Source organism: Vallitalea maricola, assembly GCF_036985595.1.
In the GTDB taxonomy this organism is placed as follows: domain Bacteria; phylum Bacillota; class Clostridia; order Lachnospirales; family Vallitaleaceae; genus Vallitalea; species Vallitalea maricola.
Genome location: NZ_BTPU01000009.1, coordinates 60,515 through 73,106, shown reverse-complemented (window position 1 = coordinate 73,106; position 12,592 = coordinate 60,515). Strand labels below are relative to the sequence as shown.

Here is a 12,592-nt window from a genome sequence, read left to right as displayed (position 1 = left end):
TATGAGAGGAAGCATAAGATGAAAAACATCGTATTAATTGGTATGCCAGGAGCAGGGAAAAGTACAATCGGTGTGGTATTAGCAAAAACTTTGGGATTTACTTTTATTGATTCTGATTTGGTCATACAAAAAAGAGAAAACAGGTTGTTGCAGGAGATTATTGATGATATTGGAATGGAAAGATTTTTAGATGTGGAAAAAGAAGCGGTTCTAAGTATAGATGTATCAAAATCTATTATAGCAACTGGTGGAAGCGTAATTTTTAGACACGAAACAATGGAACATCTAAAGGAAATGGGAGATATAATCTATCTAAAAGTTTCTTATGAAGAAATTGAAAGAAGAGTAAATAATATAACTACTAGAGGTATAGCCATGGCAAAAGGACATACATTGAAGGATGTGTATGACCAAAGAGTTAAACTCTATGAAAAATATGCAAATATAGTTATTGATTGTAATAACAAAAATTTGGAAGAAATTGTTAAGGACATAAAAGATAGTATACCGGAATAGAATATTATTATCATAAGAATGACTTAAGAATATGACGAGGGAAACGTCCCCATGACATAAATGGTATTTTTGAAGGGAGGAAATTATACGGTTAAAAACTATATAATTGATACTAATGTAATGATTCATGATCCTGAATTCATGCATAATTTTGCAGGTAACAATATAATAATACCGTTACTTTGCATAGAAGAACTGGATAATCTAAAAAAAAGAGAAGGATTAGTTGGATTCCATGCTAGAATGGTAGCTAAAGAGATTAAGTTATTAATGGAAAAGGGAGACATAGAAAAAGGAATAAGATTACCCAACAAAAGTGTTTTGCGTGTAGAATTGAATCATATGGATATAGACATTCTTCCTAATGGCTTTGATACCAATAAAAATGACTCAAGAATATTAGCTATTGTATTAAGTTTAAAAAAAGTTAATGATAGTAGTGGGATAATATTAGTGACAAAAGATTTATATATGGCTATAAAAGCCAGGTCATTAGGAATTGAAGTAGAAGATTATCAAAGTGACCGTATTGACATTGATACTATCTATAAAGGTTATACCGAGATTAAATTATTGTCAAAAGATATTAACAAAATATTTGATGGAGGTTTAGAAGTCCCTGATTTACAAGAGGAAATATACCCTAATGAATTCTTCCATATTAAAAGTAAGGACCAAGTTTCTCACGAAATATTAGCCAGATATGATGGAAATAAAATAGTTCCTCTTACACATGCCAACGAAAGCGCATGGGGGCTGAACCCAATTAATAGAGAGCAAAAGATGGCATTTGAATTACTTATGAACCCAGATATACATTTTGTAACAATTATAGGTGGAGCCGGATCAGGAAAAACAATTCTGGCGACAGCCACAGCCTTGCAGAATGTAATAGAAACAAATAAATATAGGAAAATAGTATTTGTAAGACCAGTAATAGCAGCAGGAAATGATATAGGTTATCTTCCAGGTACAGAAAGAGAAAAATTGAAACCTTGGATGGGAAGTTTCTATGATGCTATAGAGAACTTATCTGATATAAAAGAAACCAATAAGAATAATGGAGGAAAACCAACTTTCACAGTAGAGGATTTTATAGAGCAATTTCGCCAAAGAGGGGTTATAGAGACCAAGACCTTTACCTATATGAGAGGAAGAACATTCACTAATTCCTTGATTATAGTAGATGAGGCACAGGAAATGACTCCCCATTTAGCTAAACTTATGTTAACTAGAGCAGGAGAACATTCCAAATTTGTATTTTTGGGAGACCCCAGTGATAACCAGATTGATAATAACTACATAGATTCAAAATCTAATGGCTTAGTATATACCGTAGAAAAGATGAAATCCTTTAATATAACAGGACACGTAGCACTTAAGAGAGTAGAACGTAGTCCATTAGCTAAGATTGCAGAGAAAAATATGTAAATATCAAAAGAGCATATGTATTGAGTGTAAAGCTCAATTTCGAAACTCAAAACCCATTGTTTTGAGTTTCAGTATTTTAATATAAAATTGTAAATAGCCAAGACAGAGAAAAATATTTTATCTGTCTTACTGGCACAATAATGAAGCTCATAACTTTTTGCCAAAAAGGTCAAAAGATGATATATTTAATAGGAAAGTTAAAAAAACAATAATAACACTATAAATCACTAAAATACGGGAGAGAATAATATGACAGAAAAAATATTGACTTTAATGATTTGTTTCGGTGGTAGTTTAATTCAAGGTTTATCAGGATTCGGTTTTGCAATGTTTGTTATGTTTTTTCTTCCTTTTATCATGCCTCTAAAAGTAGCAGCCATAGTAACTGGTATGCAGACATTTTTTATGGGTACTTATGTTGTTTTTAAGTTTAGAAAACATATTGATTATAAAATTGCTATGGTACCTTTAATATCTTCATTAGCACTTGTGCCTATTGGTGTGCGTCTATTGGTTTTTGGAAATGAAAATATATTAAAAAGAATTCTTGGAGTAACTATAGTCTTTATTTCTATTTTCCTATTTATAAAGAGTAAAAAAGAAATAAAAATCAAGACTAATGTAAAAAATGGAATTATAGCAGGTTCATTAAGTGGAATTATGAGCGGAATGTTCAATGTTGGTGGACCACCTTTAGTTGTATATTACTTATACGGAATCAAAAACAGGTTGTCCTACAAAGCAACCCTGGAATTCAGTTTTTTAATAAGGTCAATGTTGATTGTAGTTATGCATATTGTATATGGAAATATTAATAAGGATATAATAACATTTGCACTGTTTGGAGGAATAGGTACTAGTATTGGAAATCTACTTGGATTAAGCATGTTCCAGAAAATAAATAGTGTCATATTACATAAAATAGTTATTGTCTTAATGTTTGTTCTAGGAACCCTGTTGATTATAAATAAGTAATCTAGATTGCTAAAAACATAGTTGACATTTCCATCTAAAACTACTAAACTAAATTTTACACAATAAAAAAAATAGTATTTGCTTTATTATAATATAGCCATACTGAAAGGAAAAGTCGTCGTAATGAATAATAATACTAAAGAGAACAAGATGGGTACTATGAAAGTATCTAAGCTTATGATTTCCATGTCAATACCAGCAATACTATCTATGTTAGTCCAAGCATTATATAATATAGTAGATAGTATATTTGTTTCAAGAGTAAGTGATGATGCATTAACAGCTGTATCACTAGCATTTCCTATACAATTAATAATAATTGCTTGCTTTGTGGGACTTGGAATAGGAATTAACTCACTCATATCAAGGAAATTAGGGGAACAAGATCATGAAGCAGCATCTAATGCAGCTGAACATGGAATACTTCTATGTATAGTTTTATATGTAATTATTTTATTAATCGGTATCTTGTTTGCCAATAGTTTCTTCACATTATTTACAGATAGTCAAAATATCATTAACTTAGGAACTGAATACATAAAAATAATAATGATATTCTCATTTGGTAGATTACTGGCTCAAGCAGGAACAAGTATCCTACAAGGTAGCGGTAATATGATTCATCCAATGATATCACAGTTGTGTGGAGCTGTATTCAATATTATTTTAGACCCAATCCTTATATTTGGATATTTCGGATTTCCAGCATTAGGAGTTAAAGGTGCAGCCATTGCAACTATATTAGCTCAAATATTATCTATGGTTTATATATTGATAGTTTTGTTTACAAAGCAAAATAGTGTAAAATTGAATCTGAGAACTTTCAAATATGATAGTAAGATTTTAAAAGGAATAATGCAGGTTGGATTGCCAGCTACAATAATGCAGGCAATAGGCTCTGTTATGGTTACTGGATTGAATTTAATTCTTGCAGGATTTGGAGAGGCTTCGGTTACTGTTCTAGGAGTTTACTATAAGCTCCAATCACTCATATTTATGCCTGTTTTTGGATTATCTCAAGGAGTCATGCCTATAATTGGATATAATTATGGCTCTAAGAACAGAAAGCGATTAATAAAAGCTTTGAAACTTGGTGTTATTGCTGCAGTTGTATATATGACACTAGGATTCTTGGTATTCCAAATAATGCCAGCACAGTTATTAGAGCTATTTGATAGTTCAGATGAAATGATGAAAATTGGAGTTCCAGCATTTAGGATTATCAGTTATGTATTTCCTCTAGCGGCAGTTTCCATAATGTGTGGTACTGCATTTCAGGGGATGGGAAAAGCATATATTAGTATGATTGTTTCAATCCTAAGACAATTAGTCGTATTATTGCCTGGAGCGTTCATTTTGGGTAAATTATTTGGTTTAGATGGAGTATGGATTTCATTTGTTTTAGCAGAGATTGTTGGTATCGTAGTTGTATTGGTATCAATTAAAAAAATATATGAAGAGCAATTATTAAAGTGGTAATATGTAAGGTGATTTAATCTATACTATTAAGGCTGGAAGGTGAAATTATGAGATTATATATTATTCGTCATGCAGAACCAGATTACAAGAATCATACCATCACTGAGTATGGTCATGAACAAGCAAAAGCTTTAGCCAAAAAGCTTAACAAAGAAGGCATTACTAAGATATATTGCTCACCATTAGGCAGAGCCATTGATACAATGAAATATACTGCTGATTTAATGAAGATTAAACCAGAAATACTTGATTGGACCCAGGAAATACCAAGAATGCCAATAACTAATGATAATATAGAAGATTGTCCAGCTTGGAATTTGCCTGGAGAAGTAATTTTTGAGGAACCATCTTACTTGACACTTACAGATTGGCATAAGCTGCCAATAATAAAAGATGTAAAAGTTAGAGAAAAATTTACTGAAATTCAACAAGAATCAGATGCGTTTTTAAAACAAATAGGATATGAGAGAGTAGGAAATAAATATCGTATATTAAAAGCTAATACAGAGAAAGTGGCAATTTTCTGTCATGGAGGGTTTGGGCGAACATGGATTGCTCATTTACTTAATATTCCATTACCTATTTTCTGGGCTAGTTTTTTTATTCAAACATCTTCTGTTACAACTATTTTATTTGAGGAAAGGTCAAAAGAATGGGCTGTTCCTAGATGTATAGGATTTGGAGATACATCTCATTTATATGAATCTGGAATTGAATGTTCATCAACTGGATTACGAGCAAATTTTTATTAATCTAAGGCATAAACAATATATTCATAGAGCTGTCGGACTAGTCTATCTTCTAAAACTTGCAGCCATCTCCAAAAATGTATTATCCGACAGCCTCATGGTTTTTATTTAACTCATTTCAATATATTTTTCTTTGATTTTTTTGAAATCTTCCCAGGCATCTCTTTTTTTGGAAGGGTCACGTAATAGAGCAGAAGGATGATAGGTTGCTATTAAATTATATCCTTTTCTGTTAACCCATTTTCCGTGTTCTCTTGTAATCCTAAAGTTTTTATCTATAATACATTGAGCGGATACTCGTCCAAGGCATACAATTATTTTGGGCTGAATCAGTTTAACTTGATATCTTAAATATGGTAAGCAGGCGTTTTTCTCATTTTCAAGGGGATTTCTATTTCTAGGTGGTCTGCATTTTACAATATTAGCTATGTATATTTCTTCTCTAGTTATATCTACCGCTTTTAGGATTTTATCAAATAACTGACCTGATTTTCCAACAAAGGGGGTTCCGGTTAAATCCTCTTGTTCACCGGGACCTTCACCAATAAACATTAAATTTGTATTTATATCTCCTTTGCCAAATACCATGTGATGTCTGGTTTTATATAGATCGCATCTTGTGCAATTATTACATATTTTTTCAAGTTCATTCCAATCTAACATTCTATTTTCGCCTCACAATGTTCTTGATGACATATATTATATCAGATATTTTTGAGGTTGAAAATAGATTAGGGATATCATTAAGGTATTTTTAAAAAGATTATTGCATGTAGGTCAGAAAAGGTGTTTTGTTCGGATTTGGTTTTTGCAAAAGAGTATATGTATATGTTACGCCAGCTACTTGCTCGTCCTGAGCTCAACAAATAATAATGGACATCGAGTCCATCATTATTTCTGACAGTCCAGTAGGGCTGTCAGATTAAATGCTGGGTTCGGCGTCCTGCCTCACTACTCCACATATACATATACTCTTTTGCTTTAAGTAACCGTTAATAGTATCACAAAACACTTTTTCTTCTTACTTAGAATACTCAAGGCTATTTTAGGTTTTATTAGGGTGAAATCAAATTAGATACTTAGTAGGTTTTAGCCTTTTAAAGATTGAATGTAAGTCATAATATCTTCGTCAGTTTCTTGTTTTAATAGAGCGCTTCCTATGAAGGCTGCATCAGCTCCGGCTTTTTGTATTCGTAGTATATCTTCACGAGTTGAGACACCGACTCCGCAGTAGATAGGGTTTTTGATGCCTTTTTGTCTAAGATATTCTACGCATTTGTCTAGTGTTTCGTAGCCTTCTTTTACTTCGCCGCCTGATTTGGATTGTAGGTATACGAAACCATTGGAAGCTACTGCGCTAGCAACGTTTTCTTCTGGTAAGTCAAAAGGTACCCAACAGGATATTTTTATACCTTCGTTGATTAATTGATTCTTGATATCTTCGTTTTCAAGTCCAACCATTATTAGATCATATGTTTCTAATTCTTTGCAGCGGTTAATGAATTTTTCTACACCAATAGCTTTTATGGTGTGTTCATAAGCTAATAGGATTATTGGAGTATCTGGATGTTTTTCTTTTAGAGTTTTGATACCATTAAAATATTTATCGAAATCATCACAAGCTTCCATAGCTGATTTCATCCTACCGCCGATGAAGTCACTATCTAGATATGCGTTGTCAGTAGGAAAATCAACTTCTAGAAAATCACAGCCAGCCTTGATATAGATATCTGCTCTTTCTATACTTTTTTCTATTGTTGGATAACCAAAAGATAAATAACCAATTATTTTAACACTCATTAGCTGTACCTCCATTATATATTTTTAGAATTAATGCTTTCATTTCATCTACATTTGGAACGATTGGATTAGTTTTAGTACATCCATCAGCAATTGATAATTTTGCTATTTCTTCTAATTGTTTATTGAATGATTTGTCATCATTAATTACTTCCTTTAATGATGTAGGTATATCTAATTTTTCATTAATTTCTTTTACAGCTTCTAATAAAGAGTCTTTATTAATCTTTTCAGCTAGTTCTTTGTAACGTTCTTCAGCATTCGCATCAGACATGTTGAATTCAATTACATAAGGAAGTACAATAGCATCAGCTAAACCGTGAGGAATACCAAATAATCCACCAACGGTATGTGCAATACTATGGACTATCCCAAGAGATACATTGGTAAATGCCATACCAGCAAGGCATGATGCTACCAGCATATTTTCTCTTGCAGTTAAATCATCACCAGCAGTATAAGCGGTTACAAGATTATCCATTATCATAGATACTGATTTCTCAGCTAGGACATCAGAAATCATGTTAGCTCTTGTTGAAGTATAAGCTTCTATTGCATGTGTAAGAGCATCCATACCAGTTGCCGCAGTAAGTTTTGGAGGCATGGAAGCAGTAATATCAGGTTCAAGTATTACCACATCAGGTATCATTTTCATATCACTTGCACCAGATTTTTTATGAGTCACTGTATTGGTTATAACTACAGAACGACTAACCTCACTTGCAGTACCACTAGTAGTTGGAATAGCGATCATTCTAGCTTTATTTCTAAGTGGAGGCATATTATTATGTTTCGCTGCAAATTTATCAATGTTATCGATCTCTGGATGCTCATAGATAACCCACATAGCCTTGGCAGCATCCATAGCAGAACCACCACCAACACCTACAATCCAATCAGGACCATAATCCATCATTACCTTAGCACCTCTATAAACTGTCTCAAAAGATGGGTCTGGCTCAACATCATCAATAACCATTGACTCAATACCAGCATCTTTCAAGTAACCTTGAATCTTAGCCATATGACCACTTACAATCAGATAATCACCACTTGTAACAATCACAGCCTTCTTACCATCTATAGTCTTCAAATGTTCAAGAACACCTTGCCCGAACATCAATTGCTCTCCACCTAACTTCATAGGTCTCATCATCTTCAGTCACTCCTTTTTAATCACTATTTTTATAATTTCTCTAAAATAAAGTTTCAGTATTATATTGATATTTATAATTTAACGTAGCCCAGTAGGTAATATATATACAAATAAAGCGATTTTTAAATATAAGTTAGAAAATCTTAGTGAGCGGAAATTAATATTACATATTATAGGTTAGAAATGTTGAAAGCTAACTTCAACTAATTGTTAGTAAAGATCTAAAGACCACAGATATTTACTAACAAAAGATGAAGTAACCTTTAAGCCATTTCTCGTTTGACGAAGGAGTTGTTAAGGTTTAGTAATATTAATTGTAGCGAACTTAGTTTTTCTTCTGAGTATTTAACAGGAGCTGTTTTGTATATATATTAACCTACGGAAGCACACATATATATTATTTCTCTATCTTATCCATTAACTCCCTAACCTTACCACTATCAATAACACCATCAGTCTTAAGGCTTGATCCAACAATAGCTCCATCAGCAATATCAAGTTGTTCATCAGCATTATCAGTTGTAACACCACTACCGATGAATACTGGTATTTTTACCTTGCTTTTAACTCTTTTAACTGCGTCAAGAGGAGTTTCTCCACCAGTATGTGAACCAGTTACAATAACTCCATCAGCGCCACAAGCCCCTGCCCATACAGCAGATTCTTCAAGGCTGATATTTGAGTTTAACATATGAGTATATTTTACCTGTACATCAGCTAATATTTTAACTTCAGTAGCATCGATAGCTTTTCTATATTTTAGAGCTTCTCCACTACAAGCTTCCATAACTCCATTGAAACTGACAACAGTATCAACAAAAACAGCTAAACGTATAAAATCAGCTCTAGCCCCTTTAGCACAAGCAAGAGCACTTTTATAATCACTAAAAGCAGCATCTACACCAATAGGTATATTAGTATGTTCCTTAATAACAGCTGTTAAAGCAGCAAGCGCAGCAGTCTGTTCAATAGAAAGCAAATGGCTAAAAGGCATATCTCCATCATTCTCTACCATTATTCCATTGACTCCGCCTTCTTCCAAAGCTTTTGCATCTTTTATTGCAGCTGTATAAACTTTCTCCATATCACCATCAAAATTAGCTGTACCTGGTAATGCTTTTAGATGTACCATACCAATAATAGGTTTATTTGTTCCAAATAGTTCTTCACACCAACTCATGTTTCATCTTCCTTTCTTATCTAGGAATATCTATTTTATATTTCCTTGAATCTATTGCATTGAATGTCCACGTTATAATATAGTTATCTATTTTTTTGCTGTATCATATAAAACAATGCCATCAAGTACTACACGTACAAGATCTTCTTCTTCAGCTTTTTGTCTATTACCTCCTTTTAAGTAGTTCTTAAGATTTTCAAGAACTGTTGTCATAGTCACAACACATCCTTTTATCCCCATTAGACGTGAGAGTGTAAGGATTGTACTACTTTCCATATCAATTCCACCAATGTTGAATTTTTTAAGTTCTTGGATATCTTCTACTATAGACATTTCAAGCTTCTTGGATAATCTTGATTCTCTCATTTGACTATAGAAACCATCATAACTGCAGATAATAGAATTATCATAACCAAATCCATTATTCTCAGCACTTTTATTCATGTACTCAATTAGTTCAAAATCAGCTACTGCGGGATATGATTTATCAACATATGTTGAAGTTGTTCCATCTTCACGCATAGCACCTACAGGTATAATGAATTTTCCTAACAAATCATCTCTAAGTCCCATTACTGTACCTAGACGAACAGCAACTTCCATACCGCATTCGTACATTTCTTCCATAGCTATAGCGGCTGAAGGACCTCCAATACCTGTTGAACTTATTGTTATTTTCACACCTTTATAAAATCCAGTATAAGAGTGAAACTCTCTGCTGACTGCAATCTCTTTAACATCATCCATGAAACTAATTATTTTTTCGACTCTTCTTGGGTCGCCAGAAAAAACAACGTATTTGCTAATGTCTTTATCCGTTGATTTCAGATATAAAGTTTTTTCCATTTATGCCAATTCCTTTCTATTGTCCATTATCTATTTATTATTTATAAAATTAGTATCAAAACGTTTTTTTAATTGTTCTTCTGTAGGAACATTACCTAGACATCCCATTTCTTCAATTATGAATGAAGCAACAGTAGCTCCCGTTTTCCCACAATCAATATAAGACATACCATTAACTAATCCATATATGAAACCTGCAATATATGAGTCTCCCACACCTGATGTATCTACAACTTTGTCAGGTTTGGCGATTGGTACTGTTTCTTTGAGAATAGTATCATTATGGTTGCATATGATAAGGCTGCCGTTCTTTCCTTGTGTGATAACTAAACATTTACAACGACCATTATCAAACAGTTCACAAATGTCATGAAGCCCAAATAACTTCTTGATTTCTTCTTTTTCTCCTTCATTCATAAAGATGATAGTAGAAGAATTGAGTAAATATTTTAGACTGTCTTTTGGAAAAGCGTCAAAATCGCATTTCATACCAAATATGATTGGCACATCTTCTTTTACACAAGCTTCAGCAAATGCCATATTGTATTTAAGGTTTCCAACTGTTATGACTCCGTATTTTGCCCTTTTAATAATCTCTTTATCAATATGAATAGGGTATTTATCAGACATTGCACCTGGATAAAACAAGGTTATATGATTACCCATATTATTTTCTATAAGATAAGAATTAGAGGTTACATCTTCTTCTATAATTTCTACACCATCTAAACAAATGTGAACATTGTGGAGGAAATCTCTATATCCTGTGGATTCAAAATCATTTCCAACACGCATCATCAACATTGATTTCAATGATAATTTTGCACATGTGTAGGCTATATTAACATTACAGCCGCCATAATATATTTTGCTGTTGTCAGCATTTTGGATTATAGAGGTGTTTCCAATAGAGATGGAGTCTCCTGTTTTAATTATCCTATCTAGGCTGGGATAGCCAACTGCTATAAAATCTATATCTTTAGTCATTTAATTCACCACCATCTAGCTTGTCGTATAGTTCCTTTATTGTAATAACGCTACCTAAGTATTTTTTTATATCCATCAAGTGAACGTTATTAACAACTTCATCGTTAGTCGCTACACATTCTTTTATAACAATTGGGTTATAGTCCAAATGATATGCACCTTCTACAGTTGCTCGAATACAACAATTGGTCTTTGTACCGCATATAAGAAGGTTTCTTATATCATGTTCTCTAAGAATAAGGTCCAGGTCAGTACCTAAAAAGGAGTTATATCTTCTCTTTTTAACAATATAATCAGTTTCTTCTTGATATCCAAGTTCTGGCATGATATCTTCCCCGCCAGAACCTTCAAGACAATTGATTCTTCTTCCTGAACCTAATTCTTTATCAAATAAATATTTTCTATGATAATGTTGAGCGAAAATAATTAATATATTTTTTTCTCTGCAATGATCTATAACATCTCTAATTCTAGGTAGAATCTCTTGGTTTTGAGGATAAAATACTTTTCCATCTGGGTGGGCAAAGTCATAAAGCATATCCACAATAAGTAGAGCCGTTTTTTTATTCATCTTTTATCCCCCTATCTAAGTTTCCAATCATTCTTATAGCACCAACAATAGATAATACCACTACAATGAATATAAAAGGTATCATCTGTACAAAAGTTCCTGGTATGTTTAGATTCTGTAATCTAAGTTGAATGGAATCAGCAAAACCAAATAGGAAGCTGAATACATAAGTACCAAGAGTGGTACCTCTTCCACAGAATATAGCTGCAAGTGCAATAAATCCACGTCCATTAGTCATGTTCTCAACAAACATGGTAAGATTACCAAGAGATAGATTAACACCAGCTAGGGCACATAGAACTGCACTTATATAAACCGTAGAATATTTTATACGATTAACTTTAATTCCAATGGCTTTGGCAGCTTCTTCATTCTCTCCAACGGCTCTAACATATATTCCATATTTTGTGTGATTGAGTACAAAATACACACCTATCGCAATAAGAATACTTACATAGACCATAGGTGAATGATCATTTATTATAGGCCCTATAAAAGGGATTTTATCTAAAAAATCAATATGAACAGGAGTTGTGCCCACTATTTTTGGATCTGAGAACACACCTCTTCTGCCAAAGGCAACCTGCAAAACAAAGGATGTGAGACCAGCTGCAAATATATTAACAGCAAGACCTGTAATTATGAAGTTACCTTTTAAAGTTATACCAAATACATTAAATAATAAAGCAAATAGCATTGATGCAAATATAGCTGCAATTATTGCAATAAAAATATTTCCAGTAGCAAAGCTGGCTAGTACGCCTGCAAAAGCACCAATAAGCATCATACCTTCTAATGCAATATTAAGAACATTGGCTTTATGAGTAAATAGTCCTCCAAGTGCAGCTAATACTATAGGTGTGGCCATTCTTAATGATGTGTGTAATATAGCTTCTAACATA

General features: G+C 32.8%; 13 protein-coding genes. 5 read left to right on the top strand and 8 right to left on the bottom strand.

What is annotated here, in order from left to right:
• The first annotated feature begins 18 nt into the window (after positions 1–18).
• The 5 genes from AACQ14_RS03370 to AACQ14_RS03350 all read left to right on the top strand — a co-directional run bounded on the left by AACQ14_RS03370 (position 19) and on the right by AACQ14_RS03350 (position 5,153).
• Positions 19–516, top strand: coding sequence for a shikimate kinase (locus tag AACQ14_RS03370; RefSeq protein ID WP_339362156.1), 498 nt, complete (start codon positions 19–21; stop codon positions 514–516).
• Positions 517–576: 60 nt separating this feature from the next.
• Entirely contained in the window at positions 577–1,947 is a 1,371-nt protein-coding gene (locus tag AACQ14_RS03365; RefSeq protein WP_339362155.1) for a PhoH family protein, read from the top strand.
• Between the two features lie 249 nt (positions 1,948–2,196).
• The gene (locus tag AACQ14_RS03360) at positions 2,197–2,922 is read left to right on the top strand and encodes a sulfite exporter TauE/SafE family protein (protein WP_339362154.1); all 726 of its coding nucleotides are present in this window, start codon (positions 2,197–2,199) and stop codon (positions 2,920–2,922) included.
• Positions 2,923–3,045: 123 nt separating this feature from the next.
• Complete coding sequence (locus tag AACQ14_RS03355; protein WP_339362153.1) at positions 3,046–4,401, top strand: MATE family efflux transporter; 1,356 nt, start codon at positions 3,046–3,048, stop codon at positions 4,399–4,401.
• 47 nt (positions 4,402–4,448) lie between these two features.
• Positions 4,449–5,153 carry a histidine phosphatase family protein gene (locus AACQ14_RS03350; RefSeq protein WP_339362152.1) on the top strand — a complete coding sequence of 235 codons (705 nt, stop codon included), beginning with the start codon at positions 4,449–4,451 and terminating at the stop codon, positions 5,151–5,153.
• 105 nt (positions 5,154–5,258) lie between these two features.
• Here the strand turns inward: AACQ14_RS03350 and AACQ14_RS03345 are convergent, their stop codons facing one another.
• From AACQ14_RS03345 to AACQ14_RS03310, 8 genes are all read right to left on the bottom strand, one after another.
• Complete coding sequence (locus tag AACQ14_RS03345; RefSeq protein WP_339362150.1) at positions 5,259–5,813, bottom strand: uracil-DNA glycosylase; 555 nt, start codon at positions 5,811–5,813, stop codon at positions 5,259–5,261.
• Between the two features lie 426 nt (positions 5,814–6,239).
• Positions 6,240–6,950 carry a tryptophan synthase subunit alpha gene (locus AACQ14_RS03340; protein ID WP_339362149.1) on the bottom strand — a complete coding sequence of 237 codons (711 nt, stop codon included), beginning with the start codon at positions 6,948–6,950 and terminating at the stop codon, positions 6,240–6,242.
• On the bottom strand, positions 6,940–8,106 hold the full coding sequence (locus AACQ14_RS03335; protein ID WP_339362148.1) for an iron-containing alcohol dehydrogenase: 1,167 nt from the start codon (positions 8,104–8,106) through the stop codon (positions 6,940–6,942). Before AACQ14_RS03335 ends, AACQ14_RS03340 begins: the two co-directional genes overlap by 11 nt.
• A gap of 397 nt (positions 8,107–8,503) precedes the next feature.
• On the bottom strand, positions 8,504–9,286 hold the full coding sequence (locus AACQ14_RS03330; RefSeq protein ID WP_339362147.1) for a BtpA/SgcQ family protein: 783 nt from the start codon (positions 9,284–9,286) through the stop codon (positions 8,504–8,506).
• A gap of 87 nt (positions 9,287–9,373) precedes the next feature.
• Positions 9,374–10,132 (bottom strand): nucleoside phosphorylase, encoded by a 759-nt coding sequence (locus AACQ14_RS03325; protein WP_339362146.1) that lies wholly within the window; start codon positions 10,130–10,132, stop codon positions 9,374–9,376.
• A gap of 30 nt (positions 10,133–10,162) precedes the next feature.
• On the bottom strand, positions 10,163–11,119 hold the full coding sequence (locus AACQ14_RS03320; RefSeq protein ID WP_339362145.1) for a carbohydrate kinase family protein: 957 nt from the start codon (positions 11,117–11,119) through the stop codon (positions 10,163–10,165).
• Positions 11,112–11,690: a cysteine hydrolase family protein gene (locus AACQ14_RS03315; protein ID WP_339362144.1), complete on the bottom strand. Its 579-nt coding sequence runs from the start codon at positions 11,688–11,690 to the stop codon at positions 11,112–11,114. Before AACQ14_RS03315 ends, AACQ14_RS03320 begins: the two co-directional genes overlap by 8 nt.
• Positions 11,683–12,591 (bottom strand): ABC transporter permease, encoded by a 909-nt coding sequence (locus tag AACQ14_RS03310; RefSeq protein WP_339362143.1) that lies wholly within the window; start codon positions 12,589–12,591, stop codon positions 11,683–11,685. The genes AACQ14_RS03315 and AACQ14_RS03310 overlap by 8 nt, the downstream gene beginning before the upstream one ends.
• Position 12,592 lies beyond the last annotated feature (1 nt).